21 protein-coding genes, 1 pseudogene and 1 CRISPR repeat array are annotated in these 15,639 nt (G+C 39.5%); of the genes and pseudogenes, 17 read left to right on the top strand and 5 right to left on the bottom strand.

From position 1 onward, the window contains the following. Positions 1 to 103 precede the first annotated feature (103 nt). From O9290_RS20015 to O9290_RS20005, 3 genes are all read right to left on the bottom strand, one after another. Positions 104 to 889 carry an N-acetylmuramoyl-L-alanine amidase family protein gene (locus O9290_RS20015; RefSeq protein ID WP_288087443.1) on the bottom strand — a complete coding sequence of 262 codons (786 nt, stop codon included), beginning with the start codon at positions 887 to 889 and terminating at the stop codon, positions 104 to 106. A gap of 1 nt (position 890) precedes the next feature. Continuing rightward, positions 891 to 1,019 (bottom strand): hypothetical protein, encoded by a 129-nt coding sequence (locus tag O9290_RS20010; protein WP_288087441.1) that lies wholly within the window; start codon positions 1,017 to 1,019, stop codon positions 891 to 893. A gap of 123 nt (positions 1,020 to 1,142) precedes the next feature. Further along, positions 1,143 to 1,400 (bottom strand): hypothetical protein, encoded by a 258-nt coding sequence (locus O9290_RS20005; RefSeq protein WP_288087457.1) that lies wholly within the window; start codon positions 1,398 to 1,400, stop codon positions 1,143 to 1,145. A 366-nt stretch (positions 1,401 to 1,766) separates the two neighbouring features. On the opposite strand from O9290_RS20005, the gene O9290_RS20000 reads away from it, so the two are divergent. Beyond that, entirely contained in the window at positions 1,767 to 2,270 is a 504-nt protein-coding gene (locus O9290_RS20000; protein ID WP_288087439.1) for a thermonuclease family protein, read from the top strand. Positions 2,271 to 2,311: 41 nt separating this feature from the next. Next, positions 2,312 to 2,707, top strand: coding sequence for a hypothetical protein (locus tag O9290_RS19995; RefSeq protein ID WP_288032655.1), 396 nt, complete (start codon positions 2,312 to 2,314; stop codon positions 2,705 to 2,707). Positions 2,708 to 2,744: 37 nt separating this feature from the next. Here the strand turns inward: O9290_RS19995 and O9290_RS19990 are convergent, their stop codons facing one another. Then, positions 2,745 to 3,194: a hypothetical protein gene (locus O9290_RS19990; protein WP_288087437.1), complete on the bottom strand. Its 450-nt coding sequence runs from the start codon at positions 3,192 to 3,194 to the stop codon at positions 2,745 to 2,747. Then, on the bottom strand, positions 3,191 to 3,970 hold the full coding sequence (locus O9290_RS19985) for a hypothetical protein (protein WP_288087435.1): 780 nt from the start codon (positions 3,968 to 3,970) through the stop codon (positions 3,191 to 3,193). Before O9290_RS19985 ends, O9290_RS19990 begins: the two co-directional genes overlap by 4 nt. 136 nt (positions 3,971 to 4,106) lie before the next feature. Between O9290_RS19985 and O9290_RS19980 the strand changes: the two genes are divergently transcribed. The 15 genes and pseudogenes from O9290_RS19980 to O9290_RS19910 all read left to right on the top strand — a co-directional run bounded on the left by O9290_RS19980 (position 4,107) and on the right by O9290_RS19910 (position 15,397). After that, complete coding sequence (locus O9290_RS19980) at positions 4,107 to 4,325, top strand: ribbon-helix-helix protein, CopG family (protein WP_288087433.1); 219 nt, start codon at positions 4,107 to 4,109, stop codon at positions 4,323 to 4,325. Beyond that, entirely contained in the window at positions 4,322 to 4,579 is a 258-nt protein-coding gene (locus O9290_RS19975; protein ID WP_288087431.1) for a helix-turn-helix domain-containing protein, read from the top strand. The genes O9290_RS19980 and O9290_RS19975 overlap by 4 nt, the downstream gene beginning before the upstream one ends. 141 nt (positions 4,580 to 4,720) lie before the next feature. Further along, positions 4,721 to 5,218: pseudogene (locus O9290_RS19970) on the top strand (hypothetical protein); the annotation flags it as partial. Between the two features lie 174 nt (positions 5,219 to 5,392). Beyond that, a complete protein-coding gene (locus O9290_RS19965; RefSeq protein WP_110580516.1) occupies positions 5,393 to 5,617 on the top strand; it encodes a hypothetical protein in 225 nt (74 codons plus the stop codon). A 292-nt stretch (positions 5,618 to 5,909) separates the two neighbouring features. Beyond that, positions 5,910 to 6,095: a hypothetical protein gene (locus O9290_RS19960; protein ID WP_288087429.1), complete on the top strand. Its 186-nt coding sequence runs from the start codon at positions 5,910 to 5,912 to the stop codon at positions 6,093 to 6,095. A gap of 112 nt (positions 6,096 to 6,207) precedes the next feature. Continuing rightward, entirely contained in the window at positions 6,208 to 6,858 is a 651-nt protein-coding gene (locus O9290_RS19955; RefSeq protein WP_288087427.1) for a methyltransferase family protein, read from the top strand. A gap of 359 nt (positions 6,859 to 7,217) precedes the next feature. Beyond that, the gene (locus O9290_RS19950; RefSeq protein WP_288087426.1) at positions 7,218 to 8,261 is read left to right on the top strand and encodes an IS630 family transposase; all 1,044 of its coding nucleotides are present in this window, start codon (positions 7,218 to 7,220) and stop codon (positions 8,259 to 8,261) included. Next, positions 8,240 to 9,082 (top strand): reverse transcriptase domain-containing protein, encoded by an 843-nt coding sequence (locus O9290_RS19945; RefSeq protein ID WP_353852156.1) that lies wholly within the window; start codon positions 8,240 to 8,242, stop codon positions 9,080 to 9,082. Before O9290_RS19950 ends, O9290_RS19945 begins: the two co-directional genes overlap by 22 nt. A 2-nt stretch (positions 9,083 to 9,084) precedes the next feature. Continuing rightward, positions 9,085 to 10,191, top strand: a complete 1,107-nt coding sequence (gene cas1 / locus O9290_RS19940) for a CRISPR-associated endonuclease Cas1 (RefSeq protein ID WP_228020843.1) — start codon at positions 9,085 to 9,087, stop codon at positions 10,189 to 10,191. Then, positions 10,191 to 10,466 (top strand): CRISPR-associated endonuclease Cas2, encoded by a 276-nt coding sequence (cas2, locus tag O9290_RS19935; RefSeq protein WP_002757558.1) that lies wholly within the window; start codon positions 10,191 to 10,193, stop codon positions 10,464 to 10,466. Before cas1 ends, cas2 begins: the two co-directional genes overlap by 1 nt. An 89-nt stretch (positions 10,467 to 10,555) precedes the next feature. After that, positions 10,556 to 10,959: direct repeats of the CRISPR family, unit length 35 nt; unit sequence GTTTCCATTAATTAAACTTGCTAAGAAGTTAAAAG. A gap of 461 nt (positions 10,960 to 11,420) precedes the next feature. Beyond that, entirely contained in the window at positions 11,421 to 12,839 is a 1,419-nt protein-coding gene (locus O9290_RS19930; protein ID WP_288054618.1) for a TIGR03985 family CRISPR-associated protein, read from the top strand. A 309-nt stretch (positions 12,840 to 13,148) separates the two neighbouring features. Next, entirely contained in the window at positions 13,149 to 13,427 is a 279-nt protein-coding gene (locus O9290_RS19925; protein WP_288054620.1) for a hypothetical protein, read from the top strand. 469 nt (positions 13,428 to 13,896) lie between these two features. Next, positions 13,897 to 14,217, top strand: coding sequence for a DUF5615 family PIN-like protein (locus tag O9290_RS19920; protein ID WP_288055226.1), 321 nt, complete (start codon positions 13,897 to 13,899; stop codon positions 14,215 to 14,217). A 361-nt stretch (positions 14,218 to 14,578) separates the two neighbouring features. Beyond that, positions 14,579 to 14,728 (top strand): hypothetical protein, encoded by a 150-nt coding sequence (locus tag O9290_RS19915; protein WP_002763274.1) that lies wholly within the window; start codon positions 14,579 to 14,581, stop codon positions 14,726 to 14,728. A gap of 426 nt (positions 14,729 to 15,154) precedes the next feature. After that, positions 15,155 to 15,397 carry a hypothetical protein gene (locus O9290_RS19910; RefSeq protein WP_288087424.1) on the top strand — a complete coding sequence of 81 codons (243 nt, stop codon included), beginning with the start codon at positions 15,155 to 15,157 and terminating at the stop codon, positions 15,395 to 15,397. The last annotated feature ends 242 nt before the right edge of the window (positions 15,398 to 15,639 follow it).

Genomic DNA, 15,639 nt, shown 5'->3' with positions numbered 1-15,639 from the left:
ACGAAGAACCGTACACAATAACCTTTGCTAACTAGGTATAGATGCGATAACGCACCTCATTTATCTGAAAAAAGCTGTAAGTAAATCTAACCACAAGGCAAGTTTATGAAAACCACTCAACAACTGCCCCAGCAATCGCATTTGCAGCTTGTTTAGATCTGTCTGTAGCAACGCTCATATTTCCGTACTTGTTCAGAAAATAACTTTCGACTAAAATACAGGGACCTTCACAGACTTGTTCGGCTGCATCTAAAACAGATAACCCTGCTTGATAAACTCCTTCTGTACCATTAGTCCCACCGAAAAGGGGATTGCCAATTGCCGATGCCACTCGTTTAGCAACTAAGGCTGCTAATTTTTTAGAAGATGGTTTAGCTTTGTCGTTGTCAATCATTGCACAAGTATAGGGATCTCCCGTCCCATCATAACTGTTATGGTGCAAGGAAAGGAACATATCATAGCTTTTCGCGTGTTTGCCCACATCTGTCAAATTGTCAGGATCGGGATTAAAAATATCCACTACAAAGCCATTTTGGTCTAGTTTGTCTTTAATGAGCGTAGCTTGAATCTCATTTAATAGTTCTTCCTTAACTGTCCCTGTTAAGTCGCTGGCACCTCGTCGAGAACGGCTATGTCCAGGATCGAGCAAAATACGTTTTCCAAGTGGTGGACGAACCTCGCCAATATCAGGACAATCTGGGATAATTTTTGTAGCGGTTTCTGCTACGAGCGGACCATTATTAACATTGGCAAAAGCATCGAGAAATTCTCGAAATTCCGCCATTGTTTCATAAAAACGTGTGAATTTAGGTTCTGCACCAGCGTAAGCGGTAATGGCAGGTTTTCCTGCGTTTGTTCGATTTAATTCTAACCAAGTGATAGTATCCATATTATTTGAAGTGTAAGTTTTCTCCTGCTTGACGGTATAAGTCTGCATACTCAGGACAACCTTTTTCTTTCAGCCAAACATTAAGACTGTCTACATCACGATTTCCCGAATCTAAAATTGTCAGCGACATCAGTTTCGCCTCCTTTTATCAATAGGGATGACTATCTAATAATTTTGTCATCCCTTCCTCTTCAAAGTTTAAGTCTACGCTTGAAACTTATCTATCTCTGACTTTCATTGTCTCTTAATTTGACTATCCAGAAATAGTAAGAGGGGGTTTTTGTAACTTTTCTTGATAATTGCTGCCCTCGCATCGGTTGCGGGCAAAATCGCACTCCCTTGCAGTATCCGCCCCTTTGATCTTACCAGCGATCGCATCTAGCCTTGTTTTGATTCCGGTCATCCACTGGTTAAACTCGTCCGACTGCCGATCGATCCCTTTCTTGCATTGTCTTATCTCATCGGGTGTTTTTTCGGTGGCTTCTAAGGAAATATTCAGTTCTATCATCATTGCCTCAAGTATCGATGGATTCTTTACGGCAGGGAACTTGGGTTCTTCGTTACTTGGTATGGTTCGATAGGGTGGCATAAATCGACTAAATCTTTATCTGGCAAGAGATTTAATTGATTAGTTCGCTCCAGATCGCAAACAATTGACAAAAATCGCAGTAATGTCTGTTTCTATAAGGGTTTCATCCCTTATAACCCCGTCCATTGCATAAGACAAACCGAAGAACCGGAACTTGACATATTAATCAATGGGAATCACCCTCTTTACGAAAATTTTGCTGTTGACATCCTCACAACCGTAAAATAGACGGCGATTACCAATCCCGACGATTTGGTTTTCCTTGCCACCGTCACGCACCCAAAAACCATGAAGCGTTTTTTCCTTTTAGCGATCGCCTTACTGTTGGTGTCCTGTCAGAACCTTCCCTCCTCAACCTTGGCCAATGCCCGCACTTGCACGGTGGTCAGGGGTTCGGTACACGACGGTGACACGATTAGGGTCGATTGTGACGAAAAACAGCAGAGAATCCGATTCGCCTGTGTTGATGCCCCAGAAATAAAACAGGAGAACGGCATCGTTAGTCGTGACCACTTGCGCTCGCTACTCAACCGAGCGAATCACCAAGTCACTATCAATGCTATCGATACAGATCGCTTCGGGCGTACCGTGGCCGAGGTGTACGCCAACGGTCAGCTAGTTCAACTGCAGCAGGTAAAGGACGGTATGGTTTGGGCTTACGATCGATTCAAAGCTGACTGTCCCAGCTGGAAGGAAATCGAAAGGGCTTTTAAAGAAACTCGATCGAACCGCAAGGGAATTTTCGGGGGAAACCCGGTGCCACCCTGGGAATGGCGACGACGGAATCGCTAGTTTTTTATCTGTAGAGATAGAAAAATTCGCGGAGGTAAACTATGAACAGAGACATCATTACTGGAATGGACGGCGAGATTTATGCCAGACGCGATCTGAGTCGGGAATGGGGCGGAGCGATCGATCTGGGAAAAGCTAAAACGGGAAAAAGCTTCGAGGTTGACGGTCATTTAGGGGAAACTAATCGCTGCGGCGTTTGGGATAGTGTGGACAGACTCAAATTCAGGACTTCGCGTAACCTTCGTTTGGAACTCGCCACCGACCCCAACGTGATCACCGAGTTAGTCCGATTTGATAGTAAGGGTGTCGCCACCGTCGTCGGTTCGGTTGAATACGGCGACCGACTGTCTCTCAATTTAACACCGGGTCGCTACGGCCTCAGCTTCTTTGTCGAGGGAGATTTGATCTCCTATCAGGTTAATGCCAGTTTCATTTAGGGCGTTGACTAAATATCCAGGATAGCGACCGCCGAAATCAGCAAAGACCGTTCAATTTCCCCAAAACAGCCTGATGTTTCTGCCGCGCTGACCTTTCCTCGGTCGATGTGCGCTGGCACTGTCTCAAACTTTTGCCGATAGTCGATAGGTCAACTTTCAGAGCAAGCCGTTTCTTTTGAACGTAATCCCGCCAATTCTCCCGCTCAATAGCATCGAGTTCTTGGCAGATGTCAGCAGTCAGCCGATAATCCACACTAGGAGCCAAAACTTCCCCGTCAAAGTGACCGCCGGCATAGCAGCCGGGGTTATGGCAGCGGGGCAGTTTATCCAGGTTGGAGTCAAAACCATCGATGACAAGGGCAGCGAGATAGTGGTGGACAATCCCACTGTCATGACAGCAGAAGCAATTCCAGCGGGGCTGCCAGATTTCTACCTCCGCTCCTGGTTCCTTTTCGGGGCGCATCGGCTCCCTGGGGAGTTTTTTCAAGATTTGTTCCCCCAAACTAAATTGTTGGTAATCGCCCAGTCCGCAAAAGCTTTTCTTGTCTCCCACTCTTCTGGTGGTCCCCCTTGGGCTACAAAACGACCTTTTCCTTGCCGTATTTCAGCAATCCACTCCTCTCGTTTGGGGTGGTTCTCCCAATCGGCTTCTCCTACTTCACTTTGAAACATATCGTAATACACGCGGGAACGTTCTTTACCCGCGCCGTTCTTGCCGGCCAGCCATGCTTCTATGTCGTGGATGGGTGGGTTGAAGTCTTTCACCTTCTCCCTGACAAAATTGAAAAATTTCTCTCTCGCCGTATCTGAGAGAGATTTAATAAAAATCTGATAAGAATCTGGAGGAACGACGGAAGCTTTGACTGGTAAGGTTTTTGATGGGGTCAAAGTCTCCATTTTGTCCAACGAAGTCTCCATTTTGTCCAACGAAGTCTCCGATTTGTCCAATGAGTCTCTATTTTGTCCAACAGTCTCCGATTTGTCCAATGAGTCTCCATTTTGTCCAAGAATTACTACGACACCGTTAGGGGCTTCCCAGTCGATTAGTTTCTTGTCTTTGAGTCTCTGAATCCCTTTGTAAAAAGCTGCTTTGCTGATTCCAAGCTGTTGGCTAATCTCTCTTTGGTGTAGAGTTATTTTCCAGCCAGGAGCTAGGCGAATCCTCAAGTAACAGTAGAGTAGGGCTGTTGAAGAAATCAGACCGCACTGGTGAAGGGCGATCGCCTCCTCTAAGGTCATTCGATAGTGTTGCTGTTTCATCATCTTGGCTAGGTAACGTTTCTCTCCCCGTAGTCTGCTTACTACTTACATCATTACCTCAATATATCAATATGTCAATATCTAAAGGGATAAATGTCTGAAGTGCTATACTGGTTAAAAGTTGTTGAGGTAAACAGATATGGGGTTTCCTGCGGTCATAGACAAAAGAGCGGAACGAGAAAAATATGGTGAAACCAAGAAGCAGAAGCAGTTTATGCTGACTGAATCTGCCAGCCACATCTTGGACAGGCTTGCCTTTGATCGCCGCGTGACTCGTTCTGAAGCAATTGAGCAACTGATTAGAGAAGAAGCCGAGCGAAGGGAGCTTTCAGATGATTGGAAGCAGGAATCAGTATGATTTGGGAAACCGGCGAAGCGGAAGAATGGATCGATAAGGAGAAGGAACTGTACTTCTACAGCAACCTAGAGGCGTTAATGGCTGAAAAAGGCTTAAACATCGCCGAACTGTCGGAGCGGACAGGTGTAGCCCAATCCACTATCAGAAGTCTGATCAGGGGCAGACTTAAAAGGCTCGACAGTCTCAGCACCGGCAAACTAGCCCAGTTTTTTGAGTGCAAACTGGACGAACTCTATGTGATGAAGTGGGAGTAGGGAACGGGCGACCACCTAACCAATACCCGTTGGAGTATTGTAGAGTTGGAGAGGCGATCGCTGTTCTTAGGGAGCAGTATGTGGTGGGGACGGTGACGGCTAAGATTGTTTAGCCGAAACCTTTTCAATGTCGGGACTCACAGCGATGAGAGTAATTGGTTAACAGGGGTTTACTTTTTAGCGAAGTCTCTCAAAGCGGGTATCATTGTCATTCATCAATTACCAGTAAATGAAGACACCTTATGGTTAAGAGTATTAGGTAAAAGAGGAACTCAAAAACGAGCAGTTGAAGAGTTAGTTGAACTGCCATAACGCAATCCTTTTCGAGAGAATTTATTAGAAATTCTGGCCAACTGGCGCAAAAACTTAGAATTGAGAGATAATTTAAGTACCGAAGAACAGGAGGACATCATGAACTTATCACCAGCTTATTTACAACAAAGGGAAGAGTGGAAATTAGAAGAACGTCACTCTATGATAGCCAGTCTTCTGGAAGGACGCTTTGGCAGCCTAGATTCGGAATTATCTGGTCTGGTGGAACGGATCGCCCAACTTCCCATCTCGGAACGCACCGGTTTACTTCTTTCTTTGGCTAATTTATCCCGTGAAGAACTGCTACAAAGATTCAGGGAAAATTAAAACTCCAGCCCGTCCAAACCATGAAGAATCATCCCTAAACCCTGATGGTAGTTAGTCCGAGGAAATCTCTGCCCAATCATCGCAATTTTCTTCATTCCTTACAATTTTTTTCCTGTACTGAGAGTTTTTCCATACCCATTATGATAAGATATTAATAAATAATCAGGAGCAATTATGACAATTACTCCAAAATCAGAACAATTAAGCAGCGATACTTTATTAGAGCAAGAGGCTAAAACCTTGAAGACTTCCTTTCCTTCTAACTCTTCGCCAAATAGTAAAGCTATTTTTCTGCAACAGGCAGGTGCTTTAAGCGATGATAGTTCTTTGGCCGACCTAAGAGATTCTATTTACCAAGCCAGGGGACGTTCGGAAACTGACGATGATGTATCTTCTTGACACGGATACTTTATTGGCGATCATCTCTTCTAAATGTTGAAATTCTTCATTTTTATCCATCGGAATTATCATTGTAATAGACCTCTCCCTAGTCCAATCGAGTTAACCAAGCCAACCAACGAATCGAGCAGAAGGGCTTCCTGAAAAGTTATGGTCGATTCGATCGCATTTCTGTTATCCTATTCTTACCGTCATTAAAATAAGTAGGCATGGGCGATTTTTTGCTAACCGTATTAAGCATAGCAAGTTTATTTGCCGTCAAGGGCTATCCGTGGCGAGGGGCGATCGAGCTATGAAGATTCCTAAGTTACCCGATGAAGTCACCATACCGATCAACAGGAAAACCGTCTGGCTTTTTGGTTTGGGGGTGATCCTCTGGTCTTTATTCGTCGTAGCAATAAACGATCACTTTTTTAGGATCGACGAGATTATAGTTTATCCTGACGGTTCGAGGGAATATCGGGTCAATCCGAAATAATTAAATTGTTTGGACCTACTCCCGTGATGTCAAACATCTCTTAATTGTTAAGGTTAGATTTAAACTTCAGTAATTATTGTTTACCTTTAATTAGAATTAATTGAACTTTGAAATGAAGATAAAACACGCGATTAATTGCCATAAGTTCCTAACTTTTCTAATTATACTTGGCTTAATGGCTTTTTATAATAATTTTACGTCGCTCGCTTGGATATACCTTGCTCTACACGGAACTTACGGTATTATGTGGTTGATCAAAGATAGATTATATCCCGATCAACAATGGGAAAAAGAAATATCGGTGGCTGGGGGAATATTTACCTTTATCGTTCTCGGTTTATATTGGGCCGCCCCTTTTATTATTATTAGCGAGAAGGTCACGGCCACCGCTCCCTTAATATCCGCAGCCATAGCGATCAATATTATCGGGGTATTTCTCCATTACGGTAGCGATGCCCAAAAGTATTTTACCCTTAAATATAGAAAAGGGTTAATCACCGAAGGCTTCTTTAGTCGTTGTCGTAATCCCAACTATTTAGGAGAGATTTTAATCTATCTCGGTTTTGCCCTGTTAGCCCAACATTGGCTGCCTTTTCTGGTTTTGGGTGGATTCATCGCCGGTGTCTTCATCCCCAATATGCTTAAAAAAGACCGCTCCCTCTCCCGCTATCCTGAATTTGACGCTTACAAAGCGAAGTCTGGATTGCTATTACCCAAACTGATCAAATCTAGTCCAGATGCTCGTCAATCCGTTCAGACCTAAGCATTAGGTATTTCTCGTAAAGATGAACTATAATCTAATTTGCTACTGGGGAGATTAAATAGAGTAATCATTTCCCTTTTGTGACAGTCCGCTGAAAATTTTATCTAAAGTTTTCGACAACTAGACGTATTGGTGGGTCAGCTATATGATTGGAATCAGAGTTTCCCTATAGCGATCAAAAAAGTAATTGATTGTATTTTGGTAACTAAACTAACTTTTAAAAGCCAAGGGGAAGACGAATGCCATTTCAGAACAACTATGCAAATCTATACTTTGCACGGCTACAACTTGCATTTTTTACTCAAGGACAATAATATAGTTTAAGAGTCATAATTAGAAGCAAAGCACTCATTAAAAACATGATTAACCTAGAATTCACGGAAGAAGAAAAGAACTCACTGTATTATGAAAGATTTCATCATCCCCATCCCCGGGTTCAACTGAAGATGGAAGTTCTCTGGTTAAAGAGCCAAAAGATACCGCACAAAAAAATTTGTCAGTTAGCAGGAATCTCGCCAAATACCTTATTAACCTATCTTCGAGATTATGAAGAAGGCGGAATAGAAAAATTAAAAGAAATCAACTTCTATCGCCCTAAAAGTGAATTAGAGTCTCAAAAAGAAACGCTCAAAAAATACTTCGAGAAAAATCCACCAGCCACAATAAATGAAGCTGTATATAGGATAGAAGAATTAACGGGAATAAAACGAAGTCCTACCCAAGTGAGAAAATTTTTAAAATCAATGGGAATGAAATGTTTAAAAGTAGGTTCTCTTCCTTCTAAAGCTGACCCAGATGAACAAGAGGACTACAAAGAAAAAAAGCTAGAACCCAGACTAAATGAGGCTAAAGAAGGAAAAAGGGCTGTTTTTTTTGTTGATGCCGCTCACTTCGTCATGGGAGCATTTCTCGGTTTTGTTTGGTGTTTTGAGAGACTTTTTGTTAAGTCACCGAGCGGGCGTAAACGCTTCAATGTTTTAGGAGCATTAAATGCAATAACTCATGAAGTTATTCTGGTTACGAATGACACTTATATTACAGCAACTCAAGTCTGTGAACTCCGGTCAAAAATAGCTGCTTTAGGAATAACTATTCCCATCACTCTAGTCTTAGATAATGCCCGCTATCAAAAATGTAAAATTGTTGAAGAATTGGCTCTTTCTTTGTCAATAGAGCTACTCTATTTGCCGTCTTATTCGCCTAATCTAAATTTAATTGAAAGGCTGTGGAAATTTGTCAAAAAGAAATGTTTGTATGGTAAATACTATGAAAACTTTTCTGATTTTTCTTCAGCCATTTATGAATGTTTGAATGATGCCCATTTGAAACATAAAAAAGAACTGGATTCCTTGCTGACTCTACGATTTCAGAAGTTTAATAAATCTCAGATTATGAACGTCTAAAGTATAATAGCACTTATTGCCCTCACCCTTACAAACAAGTCAAAATTCCTAAAGAAGGAGGTAAATGGCGAGAATTAAGAATTCTAACCGTTAGAGAACGAATTGTTCAACAAGCTCTTTTAAATGTGCTTGCTCCTCTGGTTGAACCTCATTTTTCTCCTTGTAGTTTTGCTTATCGTCCTAATCTATCTTATATTCAGGCGGTAGAAAAAGTCGCTGATTGGCGTGATCTCGGATATCGATGGGTGTTAGATGCAGATATCGTTCAGTATTTCGATAATATCGATCATCAGATATTGCTTGTCCAATTACGTCAATATATCGATCACCCTGGTATTTTATGTCTGATCAAAGCTTGGATTTCTTCAGGCATATTAAGCGAGAAAGGATTGAAATTACTAAAGAAAGGAATACCTCAAGGCTCGGTTATTTCTCCTTTGCTTGCTAATATCTATTTAGATAAATTTGATCACACTATTGCTAATTCGGATATTAAATTAGTACGCTATGCAGATGATTTTTTAATTTTAGCTCGTACTCAAGAAAGAATTAGACAAGCTTACTCGGAAGTTGTTGATCTACTTGATTCTCTTAAGCTCAATATTAATCGTGATAAAACCCAAATTACTGACTTTGAACACGGGTTTTGTTTTTTAGGTCATGGCTTTTTAGAAAATGCTATCTTTCCTGTAGATAAACCCAAGAAAAAACAAGGAGATCGGAAAACACAGAGAGTCGGCGAATATTTATCAACTGGAAAAAAAAAAGTTCAGACGCAGAAGAGTTACAACCAGAAAAAGAAGAAATATCTCAGCAATTAATCATGTCTTCTGTAGAAATTAAAACCCTCACTAATACTTCCAATCCAAAGCAACAACAAATACAAGTTGCGCCACGTCCTCAAAAAAATGTTTGGAATCAGACAATGGCTACATTATATTTACTAGAACAGGGAACAAGCTTGTTGAAAGAACAGTTTCGGTTTCTTATTCATGTACCAGACAAGGATAAAATAGAAGTCCCCATTCGAGATGTGGAAAGAATTCTTCTGTTTGGCAATATTAATTTATCTACTCCAGCGATCGCTACCTGTTTAGAATCACGAATTACTGTCTTGTTCCTCAGTCTTTCTGGGCGATATAAAGGACACCTTTGGAGTAAAGAAGCATCTAATTTGAATGTGGAATTACTACAGTTTCAACACCAGAATGATCACCAATTTCAATTGAATACATCCAAAGCTATTGTTCGAGGCAAGTTAATCAATTCTAAACAGTTATTACTAAGATTAAATCGTCAGCGCAATATTTTAGATATTGAACAAGCAATTTCAGGGATTAATACCGATCTTGAAGCTTTAAAGTTGGTAGATAATATTGACAGTTTACGAGGTTACGAAGGGATTAGTGCTGCTCGCTATTTTTCCGCTTTGGGACAATTAATAATCAACCCAGACTTTAATTTTTCTCAACGTCATCGTCAACCTCCAACTGATCCAGTCAATGCTCTTTTAAGCTTTGGCTACACTCTTTTATTTAACAATGTTCTCAGTTTAATTATTGCTGAAGGTCTTTCTCCTTATTTGGGTAACTTTCATTATGGTGAAAAGAAAAAACCTTATTTAGCTTTCGATTTAATGGAAGAATTTCGGTCGCCCATTGTTGATAGTTTAATGTTAACTTTATTTAACCAATCTATCCTAAAATCTAAAGATTTTGAATCTCTAACTGAAAAGCCAGGAATCTATTTAACTGAACAGGGGAGACGACTATTCCTGAATCAATTTGAGAAGCGAATGACTGAAAAAGTTACCCATTCTCAAATTTCATCTCAGATTTCTTACCGAGAAGCCATTCAATTACAAATTCGGCTGTATAAACGTAGCTTGCTGTCATCTATAGCCTATGAACCTTTCTTTCGAGCCTCCTAATGTTAGTATTAATTGTTTACGATATTCCTGACAATAAAAGACGCACTAAATTATCTAACTTTCTGGAAGGATACGGTAAAAGAGTACAGTTTTCTGTGTTTGAGTGCTTTTTATCTTTAGCGGAAATGCGAGAACTTTATGAAAAAGTCAAAAAAAAAGTTAAACCAGAAGAAGATAATGTTAGATTTTATTGGCTCTCAAAAGATGCTACCTCAAAAACTTTAACTATCGGTAGCAAACACCCTGAACCCCCTCCACAATATTATGTAATCTAGAAAAAACAAAATCTTATCTCTCACCTTTATTAGTAAAAAAATCTCCTTAGAAAATTAAAGTAGGAGATTTTTTATTCACTAATCGTTAGCTTCACATTAATTAAACTTGCTAAGAAGTTAAAAGGCTTTTGGTTTTGGTTTTTTGGTATTTATGGAGCCTTTTGTTTCCATTAATTAAACTTGCTAAGAAGTTAAAAGTTTTGAGGATCGTAACATCCTGAATGGCCTCCTTTCGTTTCCATTAATTAAACTTGCTAAGAAGTTAAAAGACGGTTCGTTACTCATATTTGTACCAAGAAACCAATAGTTTCCATTAATTAAACTTGCTAAGAAGTTAAAAGGTAATATACCCCCTCCTACTGGGGGTCATTTGTGTGCTGGTAGTGAGTTTCCATTAATTAAACTTGCTAAGAAGTTAAAAGTCGGTGTTGTTCGGGGTATCTTTTGGGTTCTTATTTGTTTCCATTAATTAAACTTGCTAAGAAGTTAAAAGACTAGCTTGGCAAAACTAGGCTGTACAAGGATTGTACAGCAATTTTTCGTGGGATATTGAAAAGCATAGACATTATTAATAATGATTCGCAATAGTTACCTCAGTCATAAGGCTCAAAGCCTTGCTGGGCAAGGCATCGACGCACCTCAACGAAAACTCTAGATTTTCAGGCATTGTGTCTAACCCACGAAAAATGTTGAGAAACCCCCCATTCCATCGGCATAAAACAATAGAATTTGTTCCACGCTAATGCCTATGCGATCGGGAGCATCTCACCTTTATAACCCCTAAATCTTTATGTCAAGCTATTTTGAAAGCCTTACTGGAAAACAGTTTTAGGACAAGTATAATTACTCACTTGCATAAATGAGATGCTCCCTTAAGGAAGGAAAGGGGGGTTTCCCTACTTTTTTTATAATTGGAGTGAAATCCCTCTATTTTTCCCTTTCTCTAACTTGGCTATGTCCTTACCTACTATCACAACTCTAGAAGAACTTGTCCCTGAATTATCTCGATTAGCGAATTATCCTAAGTCTGATCAGAAACAGATTGATAATTTCTTAAATTTAATACAAAATGCTGTACGATTATGGATAATCGAGCAATCTTTTTATGATTTTAATAGTGATTTTTTTGTGGAAATAGACCAAGAATGGTTTGACTGTATTACTTGGATAGATAAATTATGGACAAAAATACCAGATGTTCAAAATAAAAAATTAGAAGATTTACTACTAGGAGAATATCCGCTATTTTATCAACAAAAATGGCAAGAGCAAATAATTGCCAGATATCAACTTAGCTCTGAAAATTTGCAACAAATTTTATCTTCTCATATTTTTAAAGTAACCCAACGAACTTTAAGAAATAATTTTAAGCGACTTGCCCAATTAAATCAGCCAAAATTAATTAAATCAGCTTCTCTTAAAGGTCACTATAAAAAAGTTGTCTCTTCATCTCTAAATTCATTAGATAATTGCAATTTAATTAAGCATAATAATGATATAATTACTGAAAATAATTGGTTAAGTTTTCTCAATGATGGTCTATCTACTATTGCTGAACTACTAACAACTAAAATCAATGGACATCAAAGATTTTTTATTCAAGCTGAATATATTGTTCCTGAAGCTCTACAGGATAAAGTAGCAGATTGGGCAGACAATTTAAAAGAATTTTGGAAACAGTCTCTAATTTCTCCTATTAAAATAAAATACTATAGTGCTAGTAAAAATATAACAAATTACTACATTATTTATCCTGTTTCTATTCATTATTCTCAGAGAGCCTATTATTTGTATGCTTTTGGAGAAACACCAGATCAAAACAGTTCTCAAGCACTTCAATGGTATGGCTACCGGTTAGAAAGGATATTATCTTTGAAACAGATAGCTTGGGATTTTTCCGATCTAACTAAACGGCTTAGATCGCAGATACACAAAAACGATAAAATTAATCATTTATACAGTCCCGACTATATTCAAGAGCAATTAGAATTGGCTTATGGATTCAGTTTTTATCGTGAATTTAATACGATGTTATTGCGTTTCGATCAAGACTATTATCAGCGTCATGTTAAAAATACAATCCGTCACTCTACTTTTCAAAAAATCGAAAATATTCAAGAAGTAAAGAAAATGATTATCGAGCAAATTGACTCAGAAATAGACAACACCAAAAAAATCCAAAGAGAAAAATTATTGGCAAAAGTTAATTGCGCTTCCGAAGATGTTTATTATAAGCTTTGCTATCGTGTTGGCGATCATAATGTTATCATGCGATTGCGTAGTTGGGGTCCGAATGTAGAGGTAATTTTGCCTAGTGATTTACGAGCGCAAATCAAAGAATATCTCGAAAAAAACTATAAATTATATCAATAATCTGACAGGGGGACAAGAAGGCTGAAATTCATATAGCATAAGCTTTTCATGGTTTTAGCTCGAAAAAGTTCGCCACACCATTTCTAACTTATTAATAATAATTCCTAGTAAGCTCGCTCCTATCCCTAGTTTTTCGTTAGCTTTTGCCTAGAATCGCTAGATCTATTTCTAGTGAGAGAAGCCTGAAGCCTTTGTTGGCAAGTTTTCTAGCTCGCTTGTCCCCCTGTCAGTATAGTTAATCAATTATTTTGCTTAACTATCTTTGTTTTCGTGATAAAGTTTAAAGAGAGGCCTTAGCAATTTATGATTATGCCAGAATCAGAGTCCCCTATTAATTCAACAAATTTCTATTTTCGTAAACTTTGTGCCTTGCTAGAAGACAAATCTATTTTGCAACAATTACAGTCTATTCACCCAGAAGAGTTACAAGGACAGATAGAAGAGTTACCCCTGCAAATAGCTAGTTCATCTGATCGCGTTAATCTAGGAGAGGCTCAAGGCACTAATATTAATAGCGTGAAACATCCCATCAGTGGACAAACTCGAAATAGGGAGCATCTCACCTTTGCAATAAGTAGAAATGCTTAATGAGATCAATAAAAAAGTTAAAAAAGGCAACCATTTAGATAGGGTTTGCTGAAAAAGTTTTTCGTGGGGGCAGGGTGTGGGGTGTAGGGTGTAGGGTGTAGGGTTTTACCGATTTTCAGGTGGTCAATTACCCAATTTTCAGGGAAAAAGTCCAGGGATTTTCCCCCTGATCACTCCCATGCCCGGCACTTTTGGATTTCAAAAAAGTCTAAAAGTCTTATCCAACAAGGTTTTTAGATTTATTCAGCAAACCCTAATTAAGCTTTTCAACATCGATAATGTACCTCTTGCGAACAGGAAACGCTATATAAACCAGGCTCTTCTGGTTTCTGTGTGTAAACGAGGTCTATACTGATAGTTTCTTCTTTCAAAATAGTCCTAAAAGTCTTGCCCAGTAAGCATTTAACCTTACATAAGCAAAAATTATCACACAAAGTCGAGAAGAGCCTTATATTTGGATGAAGACTCGATGGATCAGAGCCTTGTAGCGGCTTTAAGAGCTAGAGGAGTCGATGTAATAACGGCTACAGAAGCAGGAATGTTGGGACGCTCCGATTCAGAACAATTAGACTATGCTACTGGTCAAGGAAGGGTGTTATACACTTTCAATCGGGGCGATTTTTACCGCTTACACACTCAGTATTTAACTGAAGGTAAATCTCATCAAGGAATAATACTCGCCCCTCAACAACGTTACTCTATTGGGGAACAATTACGCCAAATTCTGGAATTAATTTCTGTCAAAACAATTGAACAGATGGAAAATAATGTGGAGTTTATTAAGGGATAAACTTCCAGTTCTGCTTTATAGTAAGAATCGGTAGTTGAAAGATTTCATTCCGCCCAAGCCATGAAGAATCATTCTCGAATCCTGACGGTAGTTTGTCTGCTGAAATTACTCTCATGGTCAAGTCTGGCGATCGCGGAACAGTTAACAGTCAACAGTGACCAGTTAACAACAGACCTCTTGCATAAATCCGAAAACAAACGATAGAAACAATAATAGGAGGGACTTTCAGTTAATTATTTATTAGTAGTTGATAATCTTCAAAAATGTTGCTGTACAAGGATCGACTTAAGACTTTTGCAAGAGGTCTAATGATCAAGAGAACAATGTTGAACAACTCGTTAAACGAATCGTTGAACAAAAAATGAGAACGGTAATCGAGGAGGTGACGGCGACGGTTGTCAGTCTCAACGGGGAAATCGAAACCCTGAAACGGTTAATCGATCGAGAGGATACAGAGGAAGATTCGGGAATGTCTGGCTCGACCCTAGCCCCGATTTTCGAGGATTTTTGAGAACCCGTCATTCTCTCCTCGGTCGCTAGAATCACCAATTAGAAGAAAATCGATCGCTTTCTTTAACTTAATTGGCTAAAACTATAGCAATTCCCATAGTTGTGAGGTACAGAGTCTTAGGTTTTGAGGAGTCAGGAGTCAGGAGTTAAGATTTTGGTGTACCTCATGAGATTGGGAAACGCTATATAACACTTTTCACGTTACTGAGGTATCGACAAGTTTTCCCAACAAAGAGTTTAAGCTCCTTGCCCATAACTCATTCTTATGAAAACTCCTATAAATTTCCACGTTCCTCCATTTTATTACTGAAAGTAGAAACGATTGAAATCGTCAATTTCCACTTATTTTGGGACTGACATCACCCTTAGACTCCGAATATTCTGAAATTAGCAAGTAAACACGGCTTCCCAATTTCAGGAAAAAATTATGAATCTACGTTCTGTCAAGACTATCGTATTAAGCGGTATAGCCCTGTTGGTGGCAACTTTGCCCAGCCTCGCTCAAATTCAAATAGAGCCGATCCGTCTGACTACTGCTACTCGCTTCAATTGTGGTCCCCACTTAGAAACATATATAGTTCGTTCGCTAGATAACCGACGGGGAACTGGGATTCGTTGTGTCAAATTCAGTAAAGGACAGCAAGGCTCAAGCCCACATTCCGCACCCTAAGTGTCACAACGTCTCAAAAGAGGAAGATGCCTGAGTCAAAATACTTATCTAGAGGAGTGAGTTGGCGGCAAGCTGCCACCAACTAAGCCGAAAATTTCAGAGTTCCCCCGGTCATTCTCAATAAACAGTGCTTGTTGAGAATGGCTGGGCAATCAGACTTAACATCTAGCGTCGAGATGTTCGAGTAGTGCTTAAGTTTTGTCACCCCTTGAAGTCAATCCATCTGGTCAAGATAAGAGATA

The organism is Microcystis sp. LE19-41.2A (assembly GCF_027530405.1).
Classification (GTDB): domain Bacteria; phylum Cyanobacteriota; class Cyanobacteriia; order Cyanobacteriales; family Microcystaceae; genus Microcystis; species Microcystis aeruginosa.
This window is presented reverse-complemented; position numbering and strand designations above follow the sequence as displayed.

What these genes read in the sequence shown, in the direction of transcription:
- O9290_RS19910 (WP_288087424.1), top strand. Translation starts at nt 15,155, where the DNA reads ATGAATCTACGTTCTGTCAAGACTATCGTATTAAGCGGTATAGCCCTG.
- O9290_RS20000 (WP_288087439.1), top strand. Translation starts at nt 1,767, where the DNA reads ATGAAGCGTTTTTTCCTTTTAGCGATCGCCTTACTGTTGGTGTCCTGT.
- O9290_RS19930 (WP_288054618.1), top strand. Translation starts at nt 11,421, where the DNA reads ATGTCCTTACCTACTATCACAACTCTAGAAGAACTTGTCCCTGAATTA.
- O9290_RS19960 (WP_288087429.1), top strand. Translation starts at nt 5,910, where the DNA reads ATGAAGATTCCTAAGTTACCCGATGAAGTCACCATACCGATCAACAGG.
- O9290_RS19985 (WP_288087435.1), bottom strand. Translation starts at nt 3,970, where the DNA reads ATGATGAAACAGCAACACTATCGAATGACCTTAGAGGAGGCGATCGCC.
- O9290_RS19925 (WP_288054620.1), top strand. Translation starts at nt 13,149, where the DNA reads ATGCCAGAATCAGAGTCCCCTATTAATTCAACAAATTTCTATTTTCGT.
- O9290_RS19950 (WP_288087426.1), top strand. Translation starts at nt 7,218, where the DNA reads ATGATTAACCTAGAATTCACGGAAGAAGAAAAGAACTCACTGTATTAT.
- O9290_RS20015 (WP_288087443.1), bottom strand. Translation starts at nt 889, where the DNA reads ATGGATACTATCACTTGGTTAGAATTAAATCGAACAAACGCAGGAAAA.
- cas2 (WP_002757558.1), top strand. Translation starts at nt 10,191, where the DNA reads ATGTTAGTATTAATTGTTTACGATATTCCTGACAATAAAAGACGCACT.
- O9290_RS20005 (WP_288087457.1), bottom strand. Translation starts at nt 1,400, where the DNA reads ATGATGATAGAACTGAATATTTCCTTAGAAGCCACCGAAAAAACACCC.
- O9290_RS19995 (WP_288032655.1), top strand. Translation starts at nt 2,312, where the DNA reads ATGAACAGAGACATCATTACTGGAATGGACGGCGAGATTTATGCCAGA.
- O9290_RS19920 (WP_288055226.1), top strand. Translation starts at nt 13,897, where the DNA reads ATGGATCAGAGCCTTGTAGCGGCTTTAAGAGCTAGAGGAGTCGATGTA.
- O9290_RS19955 (WP_288087427.1), top strand. Translation starts at nt 6,208, where the DNA reads ATGAAGATAAAACACGCGATTAATTGCCATAAGTTCCTAACTTTTCTA.
- O9290_RS19965 (WP_110580516.1), top strand. Translation starts at nt 5,393, where the DNA reads ATGACAATTACTCCAAAATCAGAACAATTAAGCAGCGATACTTTATTA.
- cas1 (WP_228020843.1), top strand. Translation starts at nt 9,085, where the DNA reads ATGTCTTCTGTAGAAATTAAAACCCTCACTAATACTTCCAATCCAAAG.
- O9290_RS20010 (WP_288087441.1), bottom strand. Translation starts at nt 1,019, where the DNA reads ATGTCGCTGACAATTTTAGATTCGGGAAATCGTGATGTAGACAGTCTT.
- O9290_RS19975 (WP_288087431.1), top strand. Translation starts at nt 4,322, where the DNA reads ATGATTTGGGAAACCGGCGAAGCGGAAGAATGGATCGATAAGGAGAAG.
- O9290_RS19915 (WP_002763274.1), top strand. Translation starts at nt 14,579, where the DNA reads ATGAGAACGGTAATCGAGGAGGTGACGGCGACGGTTGTCAGTCTCAAC.
- O9290_RS19980 (WP_288087433.1), top strand. Translation starts at nt 4,107, where the DNA reads ATGGGGTTTCCTGCGGTCATAGACAAAAGAGCGGAACGAGAAAAATAT.